Genomic DNA, 23,497 nt, shown 5'->3' on the forward strand with positions numbered 1-23,497 from the left:
AAATTTTATCAGCATTTTCGACTATTATATACATCATTGTCGGGATTTTCATCCTAAGTATGTTGGGGTTATTTTTCATTGTAAAACAACAGACTGCGGTTGTCGTAGAGCGTTTTGGGAAATTCCAAAGTGTGAGAGGAGCCGGATTTCAGCTAAAAATCCCGATTGTGGACAGAATTGCAGGAAGACTTTCCCTGAAAGTTCAACAATTAGATGTGGTAGTGGAAACCAAAACGAAAGATGACGTATTTGTCAAAATAAAAGTTTCTGTTCAGTACGTAGTGATTGCAAACAAGGTGTACGATGCCTTTTATAAACTTGACAATCCGTATGCACAAATTACTTCTTACGTCTTTGACGTAGTTCGTGCCGAAGTGCCCAAACTTCGTCTAGATGATGTCTTTGAGAAAAAAGACGACATTGCCATCGCCGTAAAAGCTGAACTACAAGACGCGATGAATGATTACGGATATGACATCATCAAAACTTTGGTTACCGACATCGATCCGGACGAACAAGTTAAACACGCAATGAACCGAATCAATGCTTCGGAACGCGAAAAAGTGGCTGCCCAATATGAAGGAGATGCCCAAAGAATCTTAATTGTTGAAAAAGCAAAAGCCGAAGCCGAAAGTAAAAGACTTCAGGGACAAGGTATTGCCGACCAGAGAAGAGAAATCGCACGCGGATTAGAAGAATCAGTAAATGTTCTGAATAAAGTCGGCATCAATTCCCAAGAAGCCTCTGCGCTGATCGTGGTTACCCAGCATTATGATACATTACAAGCCGTTGGAACACTCAATAAATCCAATTTGATTTTATTGCCCAATTCACCTCATGCTGCCGGAGACATGCTCAACAATATGATTGCGTCTTTTGCGGCAGCCAATCAAATCGGTGAAGAAATGAAAAAAGGCAACACGCCGCCACGTAAAGAATAACCGAAAACTAAAGTGAGATGATACCCGAATTGGAGCAAAGGCTCAAAAAAAGAGAGATTCATCCGACTGCTATGCGTTTGCTTGTATTGAAGAAACTTCAAAATTCCGAACACGCCATCAGCCTTAACGAATTGGAAGCTTTGTTTGATCAGGCCGATAAAACCACTTTGTACCGAACGCTTAAAACATTTGAAAAAAACAAACTCGTTCACAGCATTGATGATGGAACCGGTTCCATGAAATATGCGCTCTGCGACGAAAGTTGCGACTGCCTTCCCGAACAGGCGCATATGCATTTTCATTGCAACAAATGCGAACTGACTTTCTGCATGAAAGAATATAATTTACCCAAAATTCAACTTCCCAAAAAATTCAAAGCTGAAGAAACAAGTCTGGTCGTCAAAGGCTTATGCGAGAAATGCAGTTGAGCCAGATTCTTTGCAACCGGGTTGCAGTAAATCCAGACTAAATTTGTGGGAAAAGAACGAATTATGTCGCAGGATTGTTGTTCCACTACTACAAATTCGGAACATGAACATGACCACAATCACGGAGAAGTTTCTTTGCTGAAAACTTATTTCCCGGCTATTCTCAGCGGATCTATGCTCGCATTGGGTATTGCAATGGATTATTTTAACTGGGAAGTTTATCAAAACGAAATGCTCCGAATTCTCTGGTACATCGTAGCCTATATTCCCGTGGGCTTTCCGGTTTTATTGCAAGGATTTCGATTGATTCTAAAAGGCGAATTCTTTACTGAATTTTCTTTGATGTCCGTGGCAACTATCGGTGCTTTTATTTTAGGAGAATATCCCGAAGGCGTTGCGGTAATGCTTTTTTATGCCGTTGGCGAACTTTTCCAAAGCGCCGCGGTCAATAAAGCTCGGAACAACATCAAAGCCCTGCTCGATGTACGGCCGAATTCAGCCAATGTCTTCCGGGAAAACAAATGGCAAAGCATTGCTCCTGAACGTGTTGAAATCGGCGAAAGAATTCAGGTGAAATTGGGCGAAAAAGTTCCTTTGGACGGAATTCTAACTTCGGATTTTTCAAGTTTCAATACTTCGGCACTGACCGGAGAAAGCAAACCCGAAACCTTTCGAAAAGGCGAAACCGTTTTAGCCGGAATGCTCAACGAAGGAAAATTAATCGAAATTCAAACCACTAAAAAATTTAACGACAGTTCGCTGGCAAAAATCCTTGAAATGGTGCAGGAAGCGAGTTCAAGAAAAGCCAAAACCGAATTGTTCATCCGAAAATTCGCCAAAGTTTATACACCTGCCGTTTTCTTTCTTGCCGTTGCGGTAATGCTTTTGCCTTTCTTTTTTGTGGAAAATTATATGTTCAGGGAATGGTTTTATCGGGCTTTGATTTTTCTGGTTATTTCTTGTCCTTGTGCGCTGGTGATTTCGATTCCGCTCGGATATTTCGGTGGAATTGGTGCGGCTTCACGAAACGGAATTCTTTTCAAAGGTTCTAACTTTCTCGATTTGATGGCCAAAGTAAATACGGTGGTGCTCGACAAAACCGGAACTTTAACACGAGGCGTTTTCAAAGTTCAGAAAGTAAAAACCGAAGGTTTATCGGAAAATGAATTTTTGGAGTATGCCTCGGCATTGGAAAGAAATTCTACACATCCGGTTGCTAAAGCGGTGGCTGAATTTTATCCTTCGAATTGGGAAGCGACTGAAGTGGAAGAATTTTCGGGAATGGGTTTGAAAGGAATTCTAAACGGAAAGGAAGTGCTGGCAGGAAATCGAAAGCTGATGGCTAAATTCGGAATTGAATTTCCCAAAGAAATTGAAAGCATCATCGAAACAATCGTGCTGGTTTCCATCGATAAAATATACGCCGGATATATTCTGATTTCGGATGAAATGAAAGCCGATGCTGCACAAGCAATTTCGGAAATCAAAAAAGCAGGCGTTTCTCAAATAATGATGCTGAGCGGTGACCGTAATTCGATTGTCCAAAAAACCGCTTCAGAAGTTGGAATTGGCCAAGCTTTCGGAGAGCTTTTGCCGGAAGGCAAAGTTGAGAAAATCAAAGAATTAAAAGAAAACCCTCAAAACATCGTCGCTTTTGTAGGTGATGGAATTAATGATGCACCTGTTTTGGCTTTGAGTGATGTGGGAATTGCTATGGGCGGAATGGGCAGTGATTTGGCGATTGAAACGGCCGATGTGGTCATTCAAACCGATCAACCGTCCAAAATTGCTACGGCCATCAAAATCGGACGAAAAACCAAGCAGATTGTCATTCAGAATATTACGCTGGCTTTTGGTGTGAAACTGATTGTGATGATTTTGGGAGCAGGCGGGTTAGCAACGATGTGGGAAGCTGTTTTTGCGGACGTTGGCGTGGCCTTATTGGCGATTTTAAATGCTGTAAGGATTCAGAATAGGAAGTTTTAATAGACAAAATGAACCATTAAGAAATTAAGGGAATTAAGAAATACTTTTTGTGTAAGAACGCTTCATCTCCTTAATGCCTTAATGGTTTTGGATTATTCATCGGGAAGGATGCTAAAATATTCATTTACCATTGGTTTCATCGCTTTGGTGATGTTATCAGTAAAAAAATTGATAAGTAATCCTTGTGGTTTCTGTAGTAATTTCATATAAGTTAATAACTGTGCTTCGTGTACAGGGTGGAGCGTTTCAGTTGCTTTTAATTCAACAACTATGGCGTCATTTACTAACAAATCCAAACGTAAATCCACGTCCATTAAAAAGATGATCATAAGTAATCGGAACAATCAATTGTTGTTTAATATCAAAACCATTTTTTCTCAGCTCATAACAAAGACATTTTTCATAAATACTTTCCAACAAACCCGGTCCAAGTTCTTTGTGGACTTTAATTGCATAACCGATTATTTCATAAGATAAGTTTGTGATATATTTTTTGGTCATTTGTAATTATTTGTCAGATAAATTTATAAAACAAATCTTTAATTTGCAGGGAGTTATAGTGATTGTTATGATTTTATTTGAAAAACTAATGTTCTGAATTTCCAAATGGGTTTAAATCTCTTAATTTTGTGAAACTTTAAAAACAAAATCAAATGAAAATCTGGGACAAAGGATTCTCTGTCAACGACAAAATCGAAAAATTCACTGTGGGGAAAGACCGAATTTTAGACGGTTATCTCGCCAAATACGATGCGATTGCGTCCAAAGCACAGGCCAATATGCTGAGCAAAGTCGGAATTATTTCGGCCGATGACAATCTAAAACTACAAATCGCGCTGGACGATATTCTGAAAGAAATTGAAAATGGAAATTTCCTCATCGATGAGAATTTTGAAGATGTTCATTCCAAAATCGAAGCGGAATTAATTATAAAAACCGGAGATGCCGGAAAGATGATTCATACGGCACGCTCCCGAAATGACCAGGTTTTGGTGGCCATTCAATTGTTTTTGAAAGAATATTTGACCGAAACCAAAACAAAAGTGCTGGAGTTGATTGATATTTTGGTCAATAAAGCAGACGAACATAAAAACGACCTGATGCCCGGATATACGCATTTCCAAGCGGCTATGCCGAGCAGTTTCGGGATGTGGTTTTCGGCGTATGCAGAAAATTTATTGTCGGATTTGTTCTTCTTGGATGCGGCTTTCAAAGTTGCCGACCAAAATCCATTGGGTTCCGGTGCAGGATTTGGAACAAGTTTTCCAATCGACCGAAAAGCAACTACCAAAGAATTAGGTTTTTCCGAAATGGCGGTAAGTTCTGTCGGAGCGCAAATGTTGCGTGGGAAATCTGAGAAATCCACTGCCGTAGCGATTTCCATGATTTGCGGAACTCTTTCCAAAATGTCGTATGATTTGGTAATGTACAATAGTCAGGATATGGGATTTGTGAAATTGCCCAAGGAAATGACAACCGGTTCTTCCATTATGCCGCACAAAAAAAATCCCGATGTTTTTGAATTGACGCGTGCGCATTGCAATCGTTTGCAAGGATTGCCAAATGATATCATTTTGACTATCAATAATTTACCGAGCGGTTACCACCGTGATTTTCAGATTTTAAAGGAAATTTTATTTGAACCGATGGTTCAGTTCAACGATATTCTCGATATTTTGATTTTTGCTTTGCCGCAAATTCAGATTACTGAAGGATTTATGAATCAGGAAAAATACGATTCAATTTATACGGTGGAAAACATCAACCATTTGTTGCAAACCGGGACTTCTTTCCGGGATGCTTATAAAATTGTGGGAATTTCTGTGGACGAAGGAAATTATATTCCGCACAAGGAATTCCAGACTTCGCATTTGGGAAGTATTCATAATTTAGGATTGGAAGAAATTCGGGAGAAAATTAATAGATATAAAAAGTAAAATTTTGTTTATTCAGACCTCCAAGGTTTTGAAAACCTTGAAGGTCTTTTTTGTTTCAAATCCTATTTCAACCCAAAATCAGAAACAATTTGAGATTTATTTTCTTTGATATAATTTTGGATATTTTGGCTTTCTTTCGAGTTCTTTTTATTTTCTTTTCCTGAATAAATGACACTTACAGAGTCATTTGCATGTGTTAAAATAATTTGATTCGGGTAAGCGATTTTTTCATTTTGAAATAGAACAGAAGAATCGGTGCGTGAAATCAAATCATATTGAATCAAAGAATTTTTCAAAGGAATTGAAATTTTATTTTGTTGATTTTTATATTCATACACCCCTGAAGTCTCCGCCATATTCCCTAACCTTCTTGTATCTTCCTTTTCATATTTTTGGGATTTGGATTTGCTTTGCAAGGTATAATTGTCTTCCTTTTTCTTCTGCGATTCTCCTTGAAAAACCACCACTTCTCCTTCTTCTAATTTTTTGGAACTTTCCATAGCCGGAGCAGCAGACATTTCCGCCATGGGCGCAACATCATGAACCGCTTCTGACTTCATGGGTTCCGGAATTTTTAAAGAGATGGGTTCCGGGATATTTTCCATTTCGTTTTCTATTACATCGGGTGCCGATTTTTTTTCCTCACGAATTACAACCGATTGTTTGTTTTCTTCCAATTTATCCAAAATTTCAGAAGCATTTTCTTCATTGACTTCCATCGGTTCTTCAAATACGATTTGCGGAGCAGAAATTTCAGAATTAAAATTGTTTGGGTTGTTTAAAATCGCCCAAACGCTTATGGTCAATCCGACCAAAATCGAAGCCACAGTACCATATTTCCACCAATTGTTTTTCTTTTTTGCCAATTGTTTTTCGTCCAGTCGTTCCTCGATTCTATCCCAAATCAAATCCCGAGGACTTTCCTCCAAACCATGTTGGTTCTCACGAAATAATTCTTCTATGGGATCTTTTTCATTCATGACGATTTATTTTGGGTAATTCCATATTCGTTCAACAATACTTTCAATTTTTCCTTTGCCAGATTCAACTGTGATTTGGAAGTTCCTTCCGAAATGTTCAATTGTTTGGCAATTTCGCTGTGTTTATATCCTTCGATTACATAAAGATTAAACACTGTCCGGCAGCCGGTTGGCAGAAAATTCAATAATTTCAGCACATCTTGTTCATATAAATTTTCCAGCGCCGAAGCATCTCTTTGTGGTTGAATGTTGCTCGACTCCAGATAAATCGTGAAATCCTGTTTTTTACGAAGTTCCATCAAACATTCATTGATAAAAATTCTTTGCATCCAACCTTCAAAATTTCCTTTTCCTTCAAAAGAATTTATGTTCTCAAAAACTTTCAAAAATCCTTTGACCAACACATCTTCTGCCGATTCTATATTTTTCATATAACGTTTGCAAACCCCAAAGAAACGTGCGCTGTATTGCTCATACAGCAGTTTCTGCACCTTACGGTCACGGCGTTTACAGCCCTCTATGAATTCCACTTCTTTCACGGTTTTTCTTCTGATTATAAAGATGCGAATAAATTTAAAAAGGTTGGTTTGTGGAAAATTTAATTTAATTGACGATTCTTTATCAAATCCTTTGATTTCTTACATTATTCTTTATAATCATTCTAAATTATCAATTGATAATTAATTTGAATTGAGAATGTTCTGAAAAATCTTTAATTAAAGGGTAAATTTGTAATCCTTTTCAGAAGGGGATTTTTAACTAAAATTAAACGTTTATGGCATTTGATATTGACATGATCAAAGGAGTTTATTCTCAGATGAGAGAACGCGTAGATGCTGCAAGAAATGTAGTAGGACGCCCTTTGACTTATTCAGAAAAAATACTTTATGCACACTTGTTTGATGGTGTGGCAACTGAAGCCTATACACGAGGCGAATCTTACGTTGATTTCGCTCCCGATCGCGTAGCCATGCAGGATGCAACTGCACAAATGGCACTTCTGCAGTTCATGCAGGCCGGAAAAGTAAAAACAGCTGTTCCTTCGACGGTTCACTGTGACCACTTGATTCAGGCAAAAGTAGGCGCGAAAATCGACTTACAAGACGCAATCAATAAATCTTCGGAAGTATTTAATTTCCTTGAATCGGTTTCCAACAAATACGGAATCGGCTTTTGGAGGCCGGGAGCAGGGATCATTCACCAGGTAGTTTTGGAAAACTATGCATTTCCGGGTGGAATGATGATCGGAACGGACTCGCATACGCCTAATGCCGGTGGATTGGGAATGGTTGCGATTGGAGTAGGTGGAGCCGATGCGGTTGATGTGATGGCCGGAATGGCCTGGGAATTGAAAATGCCAAAATTAATTGGGGTTAAATTAACCGGAAAACTAAACGGATGGTCTTCTCCAAAAGACGTGATTCTGGAAGTAGCCGGATTATTGACCGTAAAAGGAGGAACCGGAGCCATTGTAGAATATTTCGGTGAAGGAGCCGAAAGCCTTTCTGCAACCGGAAAAGGAACAATCTGTAATATGGGTGCTGAAATCGGGGCAACGACTTCGATTTTCGCTTATGACGATGCTTCGGAACGTTACCTGAGAGCAACTGACCGAAGTGATGTTGCCGAGTTGGCTAACGGATTCAGAGATTATCTTCGTTCAGACAAAGAAGTTTATGAAAACCCTGAAAAATATTATGACGAACTAATTGTCATCGACCTTGATAAATTGGAACCAAGACTGAACGGACCTTTTACGCCGGATTTGATGACACCGGTATCCAAAATGAAAGAAGTTGCCGGAAACAATGACTGGCCTTTGACGGTAGAATGGGGTTTAATCGGTTCTTGTACCAACTCTTCTTACGAAGACCTTTCAAGAGCAGCTTCCATTGCCAAACAAGCAGTGGACAAAGGATTGGTGACCAAAGCAAGCTTTGGAATCAATCCGGGTTCAGAACAAGTTCGTTATACAGCGGAAAGAGATGGGATTTTGCAGCCTTTCAATGATTTGGATGCGGTAATTTTCACCAATGCTTGCGGACCTTGTATTGGTCAATGGGACAGAGAAGGAGCCGATAAAGAAGAGAAAAATACCATCGTTCACTCGTTTAACCGAAACTTCAAAAAACGTGCGGACGGGAACCCAAATACTTATGCATTTGTAACTTCACCGGAAATGGTGGCAGCGATTGCGATTGCAGGTCGTTTGGATTTCAATCCGATTACCGATACTTTGACCAATAAAAACGGAGAAGAGGTAAAACTGGATCCGCCAGTGGGAGATGAATTGCCTTCAAAAGGATTTGATGCGGAAGATCCGGGATATCAGGCGCCGGTAGAAGATGGTTCTACGGTGGAAGTAGTCGTGAAACCGGATTCAGAGCGCCTTCAATTATTGGAAAGTTTTCCGGCTTGGAACGGACAAAACATCATGGGTGCGAAATTATTGATAAAAGCTTACGGTAAATGTACCACCGACCATATTTCAATGGCAGGTCCTTGGTTGCGTTTCCGTGGTCATTTGGATAATATTTCAAACAATACGTTGACAGGTGCTGTCAATGAATTCAATCAGGAAACCAATAAGGTTAAAAATACTTTGACAGGCGAATACGGTGCGGTGCCAGATGTAGCCAGAGCTTATAAAGCAGCGGGTGTTCCGACCATCGTGGTGGGAGACGAAAACTACGGTGAAGGTTCTTCCCGTGAGCACGCAGCGATGCAGCCAAGACATTTGGGTGTGGCAGCGGTTTTGGTACGTTCTTTTGCACGTATTCATGAAACCAACCTGAAAAAACAGGGAATGCTTGCACTTACATTTGCTAATAAGGAAGATTACGATAAAATTCAGGAAGACGATACTATTAACTTTATCGATTTAACTGAGTTTGCGCCGAACAAACCTTTGACTTTGGAATTCGTTCATGCGGATGGAACCAAGGATTTGGTCAAAGCCAATCATACTTATAATGCAGCTCAGATTGAATGGTTCAAAGCAGGTTCTGCACTGAATTTAATCAAAAAGCAACAAGCTCAGAACTAAAATTCGTAAACCAGAATAATAAAATCCCGTTAAGACCACTTAACGGGATTTTTTTGAATTACTAGAAAGAACTTATCAATAGAGCGATTGAAACCATTTGAAAGGCTCTGACTTTGTTAATGATTTGTAAACGCAAAGATTTAGCACGGATTTTGGCATATACTAATCAAATCTTTAAATTATGAACTCAGTTAGATTCTTTTTAGGAGCATTGATGATTATGGCGGGAACTGCTGTAATGGATGCACAAGTTAGATCAACATCCGGAAATACCGTGAGAAGCGGGTCTGAAAAAGCGACCACAACCAATCCGTCTGTTCGTTCAGGCAATTCAACACAGGTTCGCCAGTCAACCGGAACAAATCAAACGGTACGTTCCAATCAGAATTCATCTGTGCGAAACAATCAGTCGGCAACAGAAAAGCAGCCGGTGAGAGCGACGCAGAATAATTCAGTTCGAAACACTTCAACTTCAAATACTGTTCGGAATAATTCAACGGTGAGAAATGAATCGGTTCGTTCCAATTCAACTCCGACTCGTGCAAATAATGGCAGCCAATCGGTTAGAAACACTGAGAATAGAACCATCCGAGTGGAAAATCAGCCGCAAGCAAGAACTTATAACCGAAATTCAGTGAAATTTGAAAGTGGAGCTGCGCGAAGAGTGATTTATCACAATAATAAGAATGCGAATTTTCACAAAGTGAATTACAATAACCATTATTATTACATCGACAACGGATATTATTATCAGTGGCACAACAACCACTATATGAGAGTGATGGCTCCGGTTGGGTTTTACGTTCACACATTGCCGATGGGTTATACCAATATTTACATTGGCGGAAACCATTACTACCACTATAACGGAACTTTTTATAACTGGTACAATAACAACTATTATGTAGTTCAACCTCCGATTGGAGCGATCGTTTACGCATTGCCTGCGGATTATGAAAAAGTGTACATCAACGGCGAAAGATATTACGAATACTTTGGCGTATTGTACCAAAAAATCCGCTACTACGGTGACAGAGCTTATCAAGTAGTAGGATACATCAACTAATCAAATCATTTTCCTCATAAATGAGCCCGGCCAAATGGTCGGGTTTTTTTATGAGGAACCGGTTTTCCTGGATCTCCTCATCCGGATTCCCAAAAGCAAATAACTCATTAAACCAAACAGAAAGGAACAAATCAAAGCCAAGGAAAAACTTCCTACGATGTATTCGGCAAGGTGTTGACTGACAAATTCTTTATAAGAATCAAAAGCATCCCATTTGAAAGGCGGAAGAGGTGGTTTTCCCAAAATATAACTACCCATTTTAAGCGAAGCATAAATGATAAACGGAATGAGCGGTGGAATGCTGACGTTTGAAAAAGCAAAAGATATTAGTTTATTCAACCGAAATACAAACGCCAAAAACAAAACAATCAGTGTCTGAAAACCCCAAAATGGCGAGAGTCCTATAAAAACGCCCAAAGCAACCGAAAGCGCCTTTTTGGTTTTCGAATCCTCACTATGTAAAAGGTCTTCCAGAAAAAATCGCCTGAATCCTTTTTCTTTAAAAGAACGAAAATAATCCCGTGGTTTGATGTAAAGCAAAGTCAACAAAACCAACCAGGTATTCAAAAGACTGATTCTTGTGAAGTCTTTAAAAGGCCGGAAATGCGAAACCCGTTCTGATTCATCATACAAAACCTGAATCGGAACATTTTTAACCGGAATTCCAGCCCAGGCTACTTTTACAATGACTTCAATTTCAAATTCAAACTTTTGTGTAAAAAACTTCAAATCTTTCATTCGCCGGATCGGATACAACCGAAACCCGGATTGGGTATCGTTGAGTTGGATTCCCGTTTCGAACTGGTACCAGAAATTAGAAAAACGATTTCCAAAACTACTTTTGCCGGGAATTCCTTCCTGCTCCATATTTCGGTCGCCAATGAGCAAAGCTTCACCGTTTTTTTGTATTTCTTCCAGAAATACCGGAATATCTTCCGGGAAATGTTGGCCGTCGGAATCAATCGTTACCGCATAATCAAATCCTAATTTCAGTGCTTCTTTAAATCCGGTTCGCAAAGCCATTCCTTTACCTTGATTTTTGGGCTGATGAATGATTTTTATTTGCGGATATTCCTTTAAAATTTCAACGGTCGAATCGGTGGAACCATCGTTTACCACAATGATCTCATTTGTAAATACCAGTGTTTTGTCCAGTACGCGTCGCAGAGTTTTTTCATTATTATAAGTCGGAATGATGATACATCCGTTTAGGTCTGAAAGCGCGTTGGAATACATTTACCCATTTAATTTTTTGAGAATTCGGCGAAATAACCTTTTATCATTTCAACCAGACTTTTGTCTTTAATTTCTGGAAGTGCCGATTGGATGAATTTCTTATCGGATTCAATTTCCGTATTGTATTTAAACATTTTTGGAAGGTTTTCCTGAATGCTCAAACGAATCAAACGAATTTCCACATTGTCCGGGTCTTGTTGAATTGCCTTTTCAACCAGATCAATTCCGGCTTTTACTTTGTCTTTTCTTTGCAATAAAGGTTCGTACCGCGCAAGTAAAGTTTGTCCGGCGCCTTTGTAGGCAAGCATTACCGCTTTGTCCGAATTCGAAACATTTTTTACGTGTTCATAAAAAGAACTTGCTTTTGCTTCTGATTGGGTAGCTTCGCGATAAGATTTCCGCAATTCACTTGACTGGGCAAAAATTGTCAGGGAAAAACTAAGGGTGAAAAAAATAAATAATAATTTCATAACTAAATTTCTTTAAAATTCCCTCCGAATTTCAAAGCAGGGTTTTCATCCAAGAAAACCGTGGCTTTGATAGAAATCTCTCCTTCCCCGAGTGGTTCAAAAGACAAATCAAACTTAACTTCATCATTTTCTTCGGGATTGATGATGGCCATAAACTTCACATTTCGTGCCGTTTTCAATAACAAATTCTTCTCTAAATGATTTTCGCTCAGTTCTTTAATGATTTGCATGGTGCAAACACCCGGCGTAACCGGATGATTGGGGAAATGACCATCAAAAATAGAATGTTCCTTATCGATTTTTACCAAAACCGAAATTCCGGTTTCTGTAGAATTTGAATCAAGAATGGTGTAAAAGTCGTTCAGGAGTTTCATATATTTCAGATAATAATTATTTATTCAAATGGAATTTGTAGGCAATCCCAAATTGGAAAACCTGATTCAATCTGGAATCAGTGTCGGAATCCCAATTGATGAAATTCATCACATCTTGTAATCCTTGTTTGTATCGGGCTTCCAGCGTAAGTCCAAAAGGTAAATCATAGCCAAGACCACCGACGATCGCCATGTCAAAAGGTTGGGCATCTGTATCACCTATGTAATTTCCGTCCTCGTCATAGATTTCGCTGTCCACCCAATCCGAAAAAGTGTCGTTTATTTTAAAATTGAATTCAGGTCCCACCAATAAGTGAAATCCTTCTACCAGATATAATTTGTTGATGACACCCAGAGTAAAGTACGTCAAGTTTAAATCTTCTTTTGACGTATAAATATTTTTTGAACCCTGCATTGAAAATCCCAATTCCGGCTGCAATGCATATCGTTCGGAAAACTTGATGGCAAAAGCAACTCCGCCATAGGCACCCATGTAGGCATCACCATCCAGATTACTTACGTTTGCCATATTTAATCCCGCTTTCGGACCAAGCCAAAGTTCAACTTGAGCCTGAGAAATTCCACAAAACATTAATAAACTGAGAATAAAAAGTCTTTTCATTTAATTCGTCTATTGGTTATTCAGCAAATGTAAGTAAATTTTTATTGGTAAATCACCGTGTGAAATCTCAATATCAGACAAGTGTTTGTCGTTGTTTATCAGTGTGATAGATGCTTTTTCTTTATTTTTTGCGAGTGTTATTTTCTGCAAGTTACCAGCCTGATTTAATTCGTAAAAAAGGCTTTTATTTCCGGAGAATTTTTCAACTTCCAACATCCTCAATTCATTTTGTGCGAATTCATTTTTGATCAAAACTTCTTCTGAAAACAACATCGAAAAGTCCTTTTCCAGCATATTCAGAATGATTTTCCGATTCAATTGTTCTACCGCATAATTCAATTTCAATTCGCGATTCAGAATCTCAAAATCCATCATTTTTCCACCGAATTCGTTGAGAAACGCAAACCGATAATGATTCCTTTTCAACTTTTTAGCCACCATGATTCCACCAAAATGATTCTCAAATGCTTCAATCGAAATTTTAAAAGAAGCTTCCTGAAAATCTTTCAGATAAGCTGGCGTAAAAGTCTCAACCGTTTTTTCTTTTGGTTCAAATGATTTTGTAAAAGACGCACAGGAAACCTGGATCAGCATAAAACCAATCAGAATAAATTTCAGAAAAGATGATAAGCGATTCATGGAGATTATTTAAATGCAAACTTATCCTCGCTCACTGCTGCATTTTTTTTCTGATTGCTGAACTCGATCAAAGTATAATCCAGCGAAGGTTCGGTGGTTTTGATTTTCTTCAACAGATAGGTTTTTCCGTCAAAAGTCAGATCGATTTGTTGGATGTATTTTTTGTAGGTTTTATCGGTCGGAATCATTTTGGCCAGAAAATCGGTACCCGATTTCGAATAGTTGATTTTGAATTTTGTTTCATCCAAAACAGCTGAACCATTCACGGTTCCCAGCATGATTTTACTTAAATCTTTCAATAATTTGCTCGAAGAAACTTCGGTTTCCTTTTTCTTTCCGTTGTCGTTCACAAACATTTTATCGTTATTGAAAATGACATAATAATGGAAAGGAGAAGTGTATTCCCAGCGGATTTTCGATTTGGATTTATAGTATAATTTCCCCGAAGATTTCACGTCATTTTCCATAAAATCCAAATGTTTGATTTGGATAAATGTGCTTTCCAAAGAAGTCAGATTAGCGGTTGCGGAATTGATATTGGCCTTTAAGGTTTTGATTTCGGCAGGACTTAATTGCGCTTGAGCCATTCCGCCCAAAACCCAAAAACAAACAAAACTAAAAATAAGGTTCTTCATTGATCAATTCGTTTACAGTTGCAAAACTAAGGTTTTTGCGCTCAATTTCAGGCAATAACTGTTCCAACATCGGGACGATGTTTTCATGCGAATCGTGCAACAAAATGATATCGCCGGATTTGAGGTTTTTCAGTATTTTTTCCTTGATTTTCAACGGATTAATTGACATCGTGTCAAAAGTTCTTTGACTCCATCCAATGGTCGTTTTCCCGGATTTCTTCAATGCTCCTGCCAGATGCGGCGTCGTAACACCGTAAGGCGGCCGGAAGAATTTGGGCTTTTTGCCAATGATTTTTACGATTTCCAAATCGGTTTCGTTTAATTCTTTCAACCAAGCATTTTTTGAGTTAAAATCGATGGTTTGGGAATGGGTGAAGCTATGATTTCCGATTGTATGTCCTTCATCTACAATTCTTTCCGCGAGATGTGGATATTGTTTGATGTTTTTTCCGATGAGAAAAAAACTCGCTTTTACATTGTGTTTTTTCAGGATGTCCAAAACTTTTGGTGTAAAATTGGGATGAGGTCCATCGTCAAAAGTCAAGGCGATTTTTTGCGTTGAATGATTGCCGGAATGAATGGCTTTCACGAAAAAATTCCATTGAATTTTAGAACAAGCCAATACGATAAATCCCAAAAGAGCGAAAACGGGAAGAATTGCCCAATACCATTCCATCCCAAAATACAACAGCAATCCTGAAAAAAAAACTGCGTCGAAAATCAGCATATAGAAAATCAGACTTTTCGCCATTTTTTGGAATTTTAGTTTTCCAATAAAATACAACTATGATTTTTTCCTCTTCGTTGGTTGTAAATCAAAATTTTCCGATAAGAATTTCGGTCTAAATTATTCATTTTTAGTGACAAAGGAATTTTTTGGTATTCGAAAACTTTCAAAGCAATTTCAACTGCAATGGCATTGACCGTGTCAAATTCGCCCAAAACATTTTTGAAACTGATTTGTGGATTCTCTTTGAACAATGAACCAGAAAGATTTTCATAAATACCGTCATAATGTGAATCGCCATTGTTTCCCAGAATTATAGCATCTATTTCGGAAATCGAAACGCTGTTTTCAGCTAAAAATTCACGAATAAATTCTTCCGGATTTTCAACTTCAAATTTTGTGTGAACCGCCAAAATGCTTCCCAAAGAATTCTCCATTTTTTCTGTCGAAGCCACAAAAAAACCGGCTCCTTCCGTATTGGTTTCTCCAATCGAATTCGATTTAAAATCGCCAGGGATTTTAGGATTTTCCATATTGACATTTCCGGCCAAATCCCAAAATTTTAAGGTTTGTTCACTGATTTCCTCTAGCCCACCAATTAAAATCCGATGATTGGGATTTTCATTCAAATATAACATCCCATCCAAAAGCGCTGATTCAAAGGAATTTGAATTATTGGTATAGGTCATATTATAACCTTTACAACCCAATGCCAATGCTATTGTCGCAGCTGCCATATTGTGTGTCGATTGGATAAAAGGCGTCGGATTGAGCATCCCACCATCGTTGTTCCACATGGCTTCCACAAATTTTTCAGAATCGCGCAGACAACCTTCTCCGGTTCCGGTTATCACCGCATCGATTTTTGGATTGCCGGCTTTCTGAATCGCTTTTTGAGCTGCATAAACCGCCATTCGCATGCTTTTTCCCATTCGCCGCAACTGCATTGGTGGAATGAATTCCTTGTAATCCGGATCGATGACATGGATGCCATTTTCGGAATATTCGGTGATTTCATCAAAGAAATAATCATCCCGAAAACTTGGTTGAATGGAAATGGAACAGCTGCTATGGATGTAGATTTTTTTCATCAAACTTTTTGAAAGATTAAACTACTACAATTCCCGCCAAATCCCAATGAATTTGATAATACGGTATGGATTTCTTTGGATTTGATTTCGGTTTGAGGTTTCAAATCAAATTCTTTCATCGGAGTTTTCCAATTCAAATTGGCAAAAACCTTTTGGTTTTTCAGTGCTAAAAGAGAGAAAACGGCTTCCACAGCTCCTGCTGCTGCCAAAGTATGTCCGGTAAAAGCTTTGGTCGAACTGAAATCGGGAATTCTTTCAAAAATCCGGCTCAGGGATTTTCCTTCCGAGAAATCATTGTTTGGCGTCGCTGTCCCATGTGCATTTACATAATCGATTGCTTCCGGTTTCAAATCCGCAATTTCCAAGGCGGTTTTCATCGCTAAATAAGCGCCTTCGCCATCGTCCGAAGAAGCGGTTTGGTGGAAGGCATCGTTAGCGTTTCCATATCCCGCGAGAAATCCTAAAACTTTTTTATTACCGACCGACTTTTCCGACTCCAAAACGATGTAAGCGGCAGCTTCTCCCAGATTCAAACCTTTTCTATTATCGTCAAAAGGCTGGCAATGTTCATCCGAATAAATCATCAAGGAAGAAAATCCGTTGATGGTAAAAGCCGAAAGTGAATCTGTTCCACCTACCACGGCTCTGTCCAAAATTCCGGCATTGATCATCCTCGCTCCGAGCATAATCGCATTGGCCGCAGACGAACAAGCCGTGCTGATGGTCGTTACATAATCTTTGATTCCTAATTCTTGGGCAATTTGTTCAGCATGAACTCCGCAATTTTGAGTTGGGATGAATTTCCGATGGGCTTCCGATTCCATAAAATCGAAATAGTATTTTTCGGTTGCATCCATTCCACCCACAGTCGTGGCCGAAATGAAACCTGTTCTCAATCCGTCGTCTACGTTTAATCCGGCCGAAAGAACTGCTTCTTTTGCCGCTACCAATCCCAACAAAGTGCTTCGGGTAAAGGCTTCTTCCGGATTTAAATTCAATTCGGAATAGAATTCATCATTGGATTTAAGGATTTCACCTACCCATTTTTCCTGATGAATCAGCGGATCAGAAACCGAATATTTCCGGATTCCATGTTGATTTTGTAGCAGAGCATTTTCATTTTCAGCCAGATTATTTCCGATGGCCGAAATTATACCCATTCCGGTAATGGCAATCGGTGGTTTGTTCATTATTTCGGGCGGTTTGCTTCGATGTAATCTGCCATGGTTTGAATCGTTTCAAACACTTTTCTTCCTTCTTTCGGGTCGGCTAGTTTGATGCCGTATTGTTTGTCCAGTAGAACAATCAACTCCAAAGCATCGATGGAGTCCAATCCCAATCCGTCGCCAAAAAGCGGCGTATCGTCTTGTAAATCTTCAATGGTGATATCTTCCAGGTTTAGCTGGGCAATGATTTTTTCTTTTAGTTCTTGTTTTAAATCGCTCATTTCTTCAAATATAAATTTTGTACGTTTTCTATGGTATGTTTGGTATCTCCTTCATTTTTAATTAGATAGATGAAAACGTCCAGTTGGTTTTCATCTGCTTCCACCCATCCCGCCAGTACTTTTTCTGCTTTATTTTCCTCCAACGTTTGTTCGGCATAAGGAACTAGGGTTTCGGGTGAAAATTTGTCAAATATAAGGAAAAGATTCTCACTAAATAATTGGTGGCGGATGCTGATTTCGCCCAAAGCGATATTGGGCAAAGTATAGACAAAAACCGCAGGACTGGCAGCAGCTTCTGCGCCGTAAATCGCTTGTGCGTGTTTTTCGTCAGACGCCATACTGGAACTACGATTGGAAAGAAGCAAGGCTGTGTTGGTTTCCCATAAATTTTCCTTTTTTGAGATAAATTCTGTAGCCAGAAATGCCGATTTGCTTAGCAAATCCATTTTGAAAAATTTCGGGTAATTGGCTTCGGATTTTCGGTAGATAGTTTTCAAAAAATCCGATAGGGATTCATCGGGATTTCGCTCCAATAGTATTTCACCGTCAGAAATGATTTTCTGATTTGTTATTCGACAGTAAGAATTTATATTATATTGATTGTTCATATAGGACTTCAAATATAGAAAATTGGCACTTAAAATTCACTTTGATTTTAACTGAAAAAAATAAAAAAACCCGTTCAGAGAACGGGCAGAGTTATACGCTAGTTAGATTGATCAATTATCTTCCGATGTAAGATTTCAAAATCTTGCTTCTTGAAGTATGTTTCAATCTTCTTATTGCTTTTTCTTTAATCTGACGAACTCTCTCTCTTGTCAAATCGAATGTTTCACCAATTTCTTCCAATGTCATTGGGTGAGCGCCATTTAATCCGAAATACAAACGAATCAAATCCGCTTCTCTCGGGGTTAGTGTTTGCAGTGCACGTTCGATTTCAATGCGCAATGACTCGGTCATCAGCTCACCGTCGGGACTTGGAGATTCACCTGTATTCAGAACGTCATAAAGGTTTGAATCCTCACCTTCCACCAATGGCGCATCCATGGAAACGTGACGACCGGAGTTTTTCATTGACTCTTTTACGTCGCTTTCCGACATATCAAGCAATTCCGAGATCTCTTCTGCAGATGGTGCGCGTTCATGTTCCTGCTCCAAAGTCGCATAAGCTTTGTTGATTTTATTGATGGAACCGATTTTGTTTAAAGGCAGACGTACGATACGTGACTGTTCGGCCAATGCTTGTAAGATGGATTGTCTGATCCACCAAACTGCATAAGAAATAAATTTAAATCCACGTGTTTCGTCAAAACGCTGTGCGGCTTTGATTAAGCCTAAATTTCCTTCGTTAATCAAATCCGGCAAACTCAATCCTTGGTTCTGATATTGTTTTGCAACCGAAACTACGAAACGTAAATTCGCTTTGGTTAGTTTTTCCAAAGCCAAACGGTCACCCGCTTTGATTTTTTGCGCTAACTCAACTTCTTCGTCAGCAGTAATTAAATCTACCTTACCAATTTCCTGTAAATATTTATCCAGGGAAGCAGTTTCCCTATTGGTTACCTGCTTTGTAATCTTTAGCTGTCGCATTATATTCCTGTTCTTTTTGTTTGTAATTGTGATGTGCTTTACTGTATACGTAAAATCTATGTGAAATGTTACAGTAAAACAGATAATTATTTCTAAATTGAAATCTTATTTAGTTTTAAACGTTTTTAGGCCGATGAATATTGAAGATTTTAGAAATTTCTGCATGAAAAAACCGGGTGTTAAAGAAGAATTTCCCTTTGGACCGGAAACACTTGTTTTTAAAGTGGGTGGGAAAATTTTTGCGCTCACCGGATTGGATAATTCAGATTTTTCAGTTAACCTGAAATGTGATCCTGACTATGCAGAGGAACTTCGTGAAAAACATACAGAAGTCCAGCCGGGGTACCACATGAATAAAAAACATTGGAATACGGTTAATTTTGAAGGAAGTTTGTCGGAAGAATTTTTAAGTGAATTAATTAATCATTCTTACGAATTAGTATTAAAGTCACTTCCAAAATTGAAACGAGCTCAAATTGAGTCTTAATCGGAATTCATTTTAAATTTTAAAACGATATTGTTTTTGACCACATGTACAGTGTCGCTGTTGGCATTCTTCCAAATCAAATAAGGTTTTTTTACATCTTTGAGCGTGCTCCCAGAGGTAGATTCCTTTACCAAAGGAACATAGATTGAAGAATCAACTTTTAATTTGTCCAAATCTGTTTGTATGAATTCAATGTCCGTAGCTAAAAAATAAGGTTCATTAATTCGAAGTGAACCGTCTCTTTCCAAATCCCATTCTATATAGTGGGGATTGATCGGAGTGCTTTTATCCACCAATACTTTTGAACTATTCAGTACAAAACGAACCATAAAAACAAGCGCCACAAATATGATGATGACCATTATCCAATAATAATATCTCCAACGCGACTTATGCTTTTTCTTTTTGCTCAAAATGAATTCTTTTAGGTCGGGCAATTTCAACAAAAATAAGAAAAACAAATCTTATGAACGAAGTACATCTAGCAAAATGAATTTCCAGTTTCAATTCCATCTGAACTTCCTTTAAAAATGGTTAAATTTGCAGCTTAAAATTTGAATCTGATGCAGTATCATCACAGAGAAATCGAAAAAAGATGGCAAGAATATTGGGCCAAGAATAAAACTTTCCGCGCAGAAAATAATTCATCCAAACCTAAATATTATGTGTTGGATATGTTTCCCTATCCTTCCGGAGCCGGATTACATGTCGGTCACCCGCTGGGTTATATCGCTTCCGATATTTTTTCGCGCTACAAACGTTTGAAAGGTTTCAATGTGCTGCACCCAATGGGCTATGATTCTTTCGGATTACCAGCAGAACAATACGCGATTCAAACCGGGCAACATCCATCAAAAACAACTTTTATTAATATAAATGGTTGTTTAGATGAAAATTATGAAATTTATGATGATTTTATCAATTCAGATGGGACAATTCATGAATCTGCATTAATTGACAAAAGTTCACCTACTTCGATTCATGACAAGGATTATCAAGAAAATATTATAAAGGGATACAGAAGGCAATTGGACCGAATCGGATTTTCATTTGATTGGGATCGAGAAGTCCGAACTTCCGACCCGGAATATTACAAATGGACCCAATGGATTTTCATTCAATTGTTTAATTCCTATTATGACAACGACCAAAACAAAGCTGTTCCGGTTGAAGAATTAATTCAGAAATTCGAAAAAGAAGGAAATCAGAAAGTCAATGTGGTTTCCGATGAAGATACACCGAAATTCACAGCGGAACAATGGAATAGTTTCTCCGAAAAACAACAAGAAGAAATTCTTTTAAAATACAGATTGACCTATTTGGCCGAAGCCGAAGTAAACTGGTGTGCTGCGCTGGGAACGGTCTTGGCAAATGATGAAGTCGTAAATGGCGTTTCTGAACGCGGCGGATATCCCGTTGTCCGGAAAAAAATGACGCAATGGATGATGCGCATCACAGCGTATGCTGAAAGATTGCTAAATGATTTGGAGAAAATTGATTGGCCGCAGCCGATTAAAGATGCACAAACCTATTGGATTGGGAAAAGCAAAGGTGCTTCAGTAAAATTCCAAGTGAAAGACCATGATTTAAAAATCGAAGTTTTCACCACAAGACCCGATACGATTTTCGGGGTTTCTTATGTGACCCTTGCGCCGGAACATCCCTTTGTTTCAAAAATCATGACGCGGGATCGCAAAGACGCGGTTCAGAATTATGTGGAACAAACTTCCAAACGTTCGGAGCGTGAACGAATGGCCGATGTCAATAAAATTACCGGGGAATTTACCGGTGCCTATGCCATTCATCCGCTGACCGGAAAGGAAATCCCGATTTGGATTGGAGATTATGTCCTTTCCGGATATGGAACGGGAGCTGTGATGGCGGTTCCGGCGGGTGATGAGCGCGATTATAAATTTGCCAAACATTTCGGATTGCCCATTCCGGAAATCTTTAAAGACAAGGACATTTCGGAAGGTGCTTTTGTGGAAAAAGAAGGATTTGAACTTCAGAATTCAGAGGTTCTGAATGGTCTGAATTATCAGGAAGCGACCGACAAAATCATTGCTTTATTGGAAGAGAAAGGAATTGGGAAAGGAAAAGTAAATTATCGTTTGCGGGATGCGGTTTTTTCCCGTCAGCGTTATTGGGGTGAACCGGTTCCGGCTTATTACAAAGACGGTGTGCCTTATATGATTGAAGCTGAACATCTGCCTTTGGTTTTGCCGGAGGTGGACGAATATTTGCCAACCGAAACCGGCGAACCGCCTTTGGGACGAGCTAAAAACTGGGCTTGGGATACTTCTAAAAATGAAATTACAAGCATTGATAAAATTGACGGACAAACTGTTTTTCCGCTTGAATTGAACACTATGCCGGGTTGGGCGGGAAGTTCCTGGTATTTCCTTCGTTATATGGATGCGAAAAATGAAGAAGAATTTGCCTCAAAAGAAGCGATGGATTATTGGCAAAACGTGGATTTGTATTTGGGTGGAAGCGAACATGCGACCGGACATTTGTTGTATGCACGTTTCTGGCAGAAATTTTTGTTTGACAGAGGTTTCGTTCCAACCGATGAATTCGCTAAAAAACTCATCAACCAAGGAATGATTTTGGGGATGAGTGCTAAAATCATAAAAGCTAGTATTTCATTAGGCACAAAAAATAAACTCACATTTAATAGGGTTTTGAATCAAAAATTATTTAATTGTGATGGAAAATTTAATTTATCATTAAATTATTTCAATAAGAACTTTGAAGAAGTTTCAGAAAACATTTACGTTGAAAAGGAATATGATAAAGAAGTTATTATTAATAAGTTAATTGAAATAAACAAAATTGATCCACATATTGTTGGCGATTTGATTGAAAGAATTAATGAAGAAGAATTTGGTATTTATTATTCAATTTTTAAACCTTATGTTGATATTAATCTCATTAAATCAGGAACTGATGCAGAATTAAATCTTAAGGATTATTTCGATTATTATTCAAAGTATGATAAGGGTTTTATTTACGAAATTTATATAGATGAAACTGGTAAAGTTTTTCATACAGGTGAATTAACAAATGATATAAAATTCATTGTTTCAAGAGAAGTAGATAAAATGTCCAAATCTAAATACAACGTCGTGAATCCCGACGATATCTGTGAACAATACGGCGCGGATACGCTTCGTCTCTACGAAATGTTTTTAGGTCCGATTGAGCAGGCAAAGCCCTGGAATACCCAAGGTTTGAGCGGAGTTTATTCTTTCCTGAAAAAGTTCTGGAAGCTTTATCACAACGGAGAAGGGGGAGCCTTCTTTGTTTCGGAGGAAGAGCCGACCAAAGCCGAAATGAAAGCTTTGCATCAAACCATCAAGAAAGTAGATGAAGACGTGAACAATTTTTCGTTCAATACTTCGGTTTCCAATTTTATGATTGCGGTGAATGAATTGTCCAAATTGAACTCCAACAAACTTGCGGTTTTGGAGCCTTTGGCGATTTTGATTTCGCCTTATGCGCCGCACATTGCCGAAGAATTATGGCAAAAATTGGGTCATAAGGAAAGTATTTCTTATGCGGAATTTCCTGAATTCGATGCGAAATGGTTAGAGGAAGACGCCAAGGAATATCCGGTTTCATTCAACGGAAAAATGCGTTTCAAACTGGAATTGCCAATGGATTTGAGCAAAGAAGAAATTCAGGAAGCGGTGATGGCAGATGAGCGCACAATCAAACAACTGGACGGAAGAACGCCTAAGAATGTGATCATCGTTCCGGGGAAAATCATCAATATTGTAGGATAATTAAATA

General features: G+C 38.6%; 25 protein-coding genes. 8 read left to right on the plus strand and 17 right to left on the minus strand.

Translation table 11 applies throughout. The features are described from left to right. Nucleotides 1-59: 59 nt before the first annotated feature. From WBF63_RS09075 to WBF63_RS09085, 3 genes are read left to right on the plus strand one after another with little or no spacing between them, the layout of a single operon-like run. Nucleotides 60-941, plus strand: coding sequence for an SPFH domain-containing protein (locus WBF63_RS09075; protein WP_424369668.1), 882 nt, complete (start codon nt 60-62; stop codon nt 939-941). 17 nt (nt 942-958) lie between these two features. Next, nucleotides 959-1,369: a Fur family transcriptional regulator gene (locus WBF63_RS09080; RefSeq protein ID WP_424369394.1), complete on the plus strand. Its 411-nt coding sequence runs from the start codon at nt 959-961 to the stop codon at nt 1,367-1,369. A gap of 45 nt (nt 1,370-1,414) precedes the next feature. Further along, nucleotides 1,415-3,355 carry a heavy metal translocating P-type ATPase gene (locus WBF63_RS09085; protein WP_424369395.1) on the plus strand — a complete coding sequence of 647 codons (1,941 nt, stop codon included), beginning with the start codon at nt 1,415-1,417 and terminating at the stop codon, nt 3,353-3,355. Nucleotides 3,356-3,447: 92 nt separating this feature from the next. On the opposite strand, the gene WBF63_RS09090 is transcribed toward WBF63_RS09085, so the two are convergent. Continuing rightward, nucleotides 3,448-3,699: a GxxExxY protein gene (locus tag WBF63_RS09090; protein WP_424369396.1), complete on the minus strand. Its 252-nt coding sequence runs from the start codon at nt 3,697-3,699 to the stop codon at nt 3,448-3,450. Next, entirely contained in the window at nt 3,632-3,856 is a 225-nt protein-coding gene (locus WBF63_RS09095) for a GxxExxY protein (protein ID WP_424369397.1), read from the minus strand. The genes WBF63_RS09090 and WBF63_RS09095 overlap by 68 nt, the downstream gene beginning before the upstream one ends. A gap of 152 nt (nt 3,857-4,008) precedes the next feature. Between WBF63_RS09095 and argH the strand changes: the two genes are divergently transcribed. Beyond that, a complete protein-coding gene (gene argH / locus WBF63_RS09100; RefSeq protein WP_424369398.1) occupies nt 4,009-5,292 on the plus strand; it encodes an argininosuccinate lyase in 1,284 nt (427 codons plus the stop codon). A gap of 62 nt (nt 5,293-5,354) precedes the next feature. Here the strand turns inward: argH and WBF63_RS09105 are convergent, their stop codons facing one another. Together WBF63_RS09105 and WBF63_RS09110 are read right to left on the minus strand one after the other, a co-directional pair. Next, a complete protein-coding gene (locus WBF63_RS09105) occupies nt 5,355-6,272 on the minus strand; it encodes a hypothetical protein (protein WP_424369399.1) in 918 nt (305 codons plus the stop codon). Next, nucleotides 6,269-6,802, minus strand: a complete 534-nt coding sequence (locus WBF63_RS09110; protein WP_424369400.1) for an RNA polymerase sigma factor — start codon at nt 6,800-6,802, stop codon at nt 6,269-6,271. Before WBF63_RS09110 ends, WBF63_RS09105 begins: the two co-directional genes overlap by 4 nt. A gap of 245 nt (nt 6,803-7,047) precedes the next feature. Here WBF63_RS09110 and WBF63_RS09115 point away from each other — a divergent pair, with 245 nt between their 5' ends. Together WBF63_RS09115 and WBF63_RS09120 are read left to right on the plus strand one after the other, a co-directional pair. Continuing rightward, a complete protein-coding gene (locus WBF63_RS09115) occupies nt 7,048-9,318 on the plus strand; it encodes an aconitate hydratase (protein ID WP_424369401.1) in 2,271 nt (756 codons plus the stop codon). Between the two features lie 181 nt (nt 9,319-9,499). Then, nucleotides 9,500-10,384 (plus strand): DUF6515 family protein, encoded by an 885-nt coding sequence (locus WBF63_RS09120; protein WP_424369402.1) that lies wholly within the window; start codon nt 9,500-9,502, stop codon nt 10,382-10,384. 48 nt (nt 10,385-10,432) lie between these two features. On the opposite strand, the gene WBF63_RS09125 is transcribed toward WBF63_RS09120, so the two are convergent. From WBF63_RS09125 to WBF63_RS09180, 12 genes are all read right to left on the minus strand, one after another. After that, the gene (locus tag WBF63_RS09125; RefSeq protein ID WP_424369403.1) at nt 10,433-11,620 is read right to left on the minus strand and encodes a DUF2062 domain-containing protein; all 1,188 of its coding nucleotides are present in this window, start codon (nt 11,618-11,620) and stop codon (nt 10,433-10,435) included. 8 nt (nt 11,621-11,628) lie between these two features. Further along, nucleotides 11,629-12,090 (minus strand): hypothetical protein, encoded by a 462-nt coding sequence (locus WBF63_RS09130; RefSeq protein ID WP_424369404.1) that lies wholly within the window; start codon nt 12,088-12,090, stop codon nt 11,629-11,631. Between the two features lie 2 nt (nt 12,091-12,092). Beyond that, nucleotides 12,093-12,464 (minus strand): 3-hydroxyacyl-ACP dehydratase, encoded by a 372-nt coding sequence (locus tag WBF63_RS09135; RefSeq protein WP_424369405.1) that lies wholly within the window; start codon nt 12,462-12,464, stop codon nt 12,093-12,095. A gap of 16 nt (nt 12,465-12,480) precedes the next feature. Beyond that, nucleotides 12,481-13,086 carry a porin family protein gene (locus WBF63_RS09140; protein WP_424369406.1) on the minus strand — a complete coding sequence of 202 codons (606 nt, stop codon included), beginning with the start codon at nt 13,084-13,086 and terminating at the stop codon, nt 12,481-12,483. Between the two features lie 9 nt (nt 13,087-13,095). Further along, nucleotides 13,096-13,725 carry a hypothetical protein gene (locus WBF63_RS09145; protein ID WP_424369407.1) on the minus strand — a complete coding sequence of 210 codons (630 nt, stop codon included), beginning with the start codon at nt 13,723-13,725 and terminating at the stop codon, nt 13,096-13,098. A gap of 5 nt (nt 13,726-13,730) precedes the next feature. Continuing rightward, the gene (locus WBF63_RS09150; protein ID WP_424369408.1) at nt 13,731-14,360 is read right to left on the minus strand and encodes a LolA family protein; all 630 of its coding nucleotides are present in this window, start codon (nt 14,358-14,360) and stop codon (nt 13,731-13,733) included. Further along, nucleotides 14,341-15,111, minus strand: a complete 771-nt coding sequence (locus tag WBF63_RS09155) for a polysaccharide deacetylase family protein (protein WP_424369409.1) — start codon at nt 15,109-15,111, stop codon at nt 14,341-14,343. Before WBF63_RS09155 ends, WBF63_RS09150 begins: the two co-directional genes overlap by 20 nt. Nucleotides 15,112-15,122: 11 nt before the next feature. Beyond that, complete coding sequence (locus WBF63_RS09160; protein WP_424369410.1) at nt 15,123-16,178, minus strand: beta-ketoacyl synthase chain length factor; 1,056 nt, start codon at nt 16,176-16,178, stop codon at nt 15,123-15,125. Next, nucleotides 16,178-17,368: a beta-ketoacyl-[acyl-carrier-protein] synthase family protein gene (locus tag WBF63_RS09165; protein ID WP_424369411.1), complete on the minus strand. Its 1,191-nt coding sequence runs from the start codon at nt 17,366-17,368 to the stop codon at nt 16,178-16,180. Before WBF63_RS09165 ends, WBF63_RS09160 begins: the two co-directional genes overlap by 1 nt. Further along, nucleotides 17,368-17,625 carry a phosphopantetheine-binding protein gene (locus WBF63_RS09170; RefSeq protein WP_424369412.1) on the minus strand — a complete coding sequence of 86 codons (258 nt, stop codon included), beginning with the start codon at nt 17,623-17,625 and terminating at the stop codon, nt 17,368-17,370. The genes WBF63_RS09165 and WBF63_RS09170 overlap by 1 nt, the downstream gene beginning before the upstream one ends. Beyond that, on the minus strand, nt 17,622-18,071 hold the full coding sequence (locus WBF63_RS09175; RefSeq protein ID WP_424369413.1) for a 3-oxoacyl-ACP synthase: 450 nt from the start codon (nt 18,069-18,071) through the stop codon (nt 17,622-17,624). The genes WBF63_RS09170 and WBF63_RS09175 overlap by 4 nt, the downstream gene beginning before the upstream one ends. A 277-nt stretch (nt 18,072-18,348) precedes the next feature. Next, nucleotides 18,349-19,215 (minus strand): sigma-70 family RNA polymerase sigma factor, encoded by an 867-nt coding sequence (locus WBF63_RS09180; RefSeq protein ID WP_424369414.1) that lies wholly within the window; start codon nt 19,213-19,215, stop codon nt 18,349-18,351. Nucleotides 19,216-19,348: 133 nt separating this feature from the next. On the opposite strand from WBF63_RS09180, the gene WBF63_RS09185 reads away from it, so the two are divergent. After that, nucleotides 19,349-19,702 carry an MmcQ/YjbR family DNA-binding protein gene (locus WBF63_RS09185; RefSeq protein ID WP_424369415.1) on the plus strand — a complete coding sequence of 118 codons (354 nt, stop codon included), beginning with the start codon at nt 19,349-19,351 and terminating at the stop codon, nt 19,700-19,702. Here the strand turns inward: WBF63_RS09185 and WBF63_RS09190 are convergent. Beyond that, on the minus strand, nt 19,699-20,115 hold the full coding sequence (locus WBF63_RS09190; protein WP_424369416.1) for a hypothetical protein: 417 nt from the start codon (nt 20,113-20,115) through the stop codon (nt 19,699-19,701). The two genes, WBF63_RS09185 and WBF63_RS09190, sit on opposite strands and share 4 nt — an antisense overlap. 150 nt (nt 20,116-20,265) lie before the next feature. On the opposite strand from WBF63_RS09190, the gene WBF63_RS09195 reads away from it, so the two are divergent. After that, nucleotides 20,266-23,490, plus strand: coding sequence for a class I tRNA ligase family protein (locus tag WBF63_RS09195; protein WP_424369417.1), 3,225 nt, complete (start codon nt 20,266-20,268; stop codon nt 23,488-23,490). Nucleotides 23,491-23,497 lie beyond the last annotated feature (7 nt).

Origin of the sequence: Moheibacter sp. (genome assembly GCF_049672845.1) — a bacterium.
Classification (GTDB): domain Bacteria; phylum Bacteroidota; class Bacteroidia; order Flavobacteriales; family Weeksellaceae; genus Moheibacter.

Excerpts from the sequence above, each read along its gene's own strand:
- WBF63_RS09180 (WP_424369414.1), bottom strand. The coding sequence starts at position 19,215 with ATGCGACAGCTAAAGATTACAAAGCAGGTAACCAATAGGGAAACTGCT.
- WBF63_RS09165 (WP_424369411.1), bottom strand. The coding sequence starts at position 17,368 with ATGAACAAACCACCGATTGCCATTACCGGAATGGGTATAATTTCGGCC.
- WBF63_RS09125 (WP_424369403.1), bottom strand. The coding sequence starts at position 11,620 with ATGTATTCCAACGCGCTTTCAGACCTAAACGGATGTATCATCATTCCG.
- WBF63_RS09150 (WP_424369408.1), bottom strand. The coding sequence starts at position 14,360 with ATGAAGAACCTTATTTTTAGTTTTGTTTGTTTTTGGGTTTTGGGCGGA.
- WBF63_RS09115 (WP_424369401.1), top strand. The coding sequence starts at position 7,048 with ATGGCATTTGATATTGACATGATCAAAGGAGTTTATTCTCAGATGAGA.
- WBF63_RS09145 (WP_424369407.1), bottom strand. The coding sequence starts at position 13,725 with ATGAATCGCTTATCATCTTTTCTGAAATTTATTCTGATTGGTTTTATG.
- WBF63_RS09155 (WP_424369409.1), bottom strand. The coding sequence starts at position 15,111 with ATGGCGAAAAGTCTGATTTTCTATATGCTGATTTTCGACGCAGTTTTT.
- WBF63_RS09175 (WP_424369413.1), bottom strand. The coding sequence starts at position 18,071 with ATGGATTTGCTAAGCAAATCGGCATTTCTGGCTACAGAATTTATCTCA.
- WBF63_RS09095 (WP_424369397.1), bottom strand. The coding sequence starts at position 3,856 with ATGACCAAAAAATATATCACAAACTTATCTTATGAAATAATCGGTTAT.
- WBF63_RS09080 (WP_424369394.1), top strand. The coding sequence starts at position 959 with ATGATACCCGAATTGGAGCAAAGGCTCAAAAAAAGAGAGATTCATCCG.
- argH (WP_424369398.1), top strand. The coding sequence starts at position 4,009 with ATGAAAATCTGGGACAAAGGATTCTCTGTCAACGACAAAATCGAAAAA.
- WBF63_RS09160 (WP_424369410.1), bottom strand. The coding sequence starts at position 16,178 with ATGAAAAAAATCTACATCCATAGCAGCTGTTCCATTTCCATTCAACCA.
- WBF63_RS09105 (WP_424369399.1), bottom strand. The coding sequence starts at position 6,272 with ATGAATGAAAAAGATCCCATAGAAGAATTATTTCGTGAGAACCAACAT.
- WBF63_RS09185 (WP_424369415.1), top strand. The coding sequence starts at position 19,349 with ATGAATATTGAAGATTTTAGAAATTTCTGCATGAAAAAACCGGGTGTT.
- WBF63_RS09195 (WP_424369417.1), top strand. The coding sequence starts at position 20,266 with ATGCAGTATCATCACAGAGAAATCGAAAAAAGATGGCAAGAATATTGG.
- WBF63_RS09130 (WP_424369404.1), bottom strand. The coding sequence starts at position 12,090 with ATGAAATTATTATTTATTTTTTTCACCCTTAGTTTTTCCCTGACAATT.
- WBF63_RS09120 (WP_424369402.1), top strand. The coding sequence starts at position 9,500 with ATGAACTCAGTTAGATTCTTTTTAGGAGCATTGATGATTATGGCGGGA.
- WBF63_RS09075 (WP_424369668.1), top strand. The coding sequence starts at position 60 with ATGTTGGGGTTATTTTTCATTGTAAAACAACAGACTGCGGTTGTCGTA.
- WBF63_RS09140 (WP_424369406.1), bottom strand. The coding sequence starts at position 13,086 with ATGAAAAGACTTTTTATTCTCAGTTTATTAATGTTTTGTGGAATTTCT.
- WBF63_RS09135 (WP_424369405.1), bottom strand. The coding sequence starts at position 12,464 with ATGAAACTCCTGAACGACTTTTACACCATTCTTGATTCAAATTCTACA.
- WBF63_RS09170 (WP_424369412.1), bottom strand. The coding sequence starts at position 17,625 with ATGAGCGATTTAAAACAAGAACTAAAAGAAAAAATCATTGCCCAGCTA.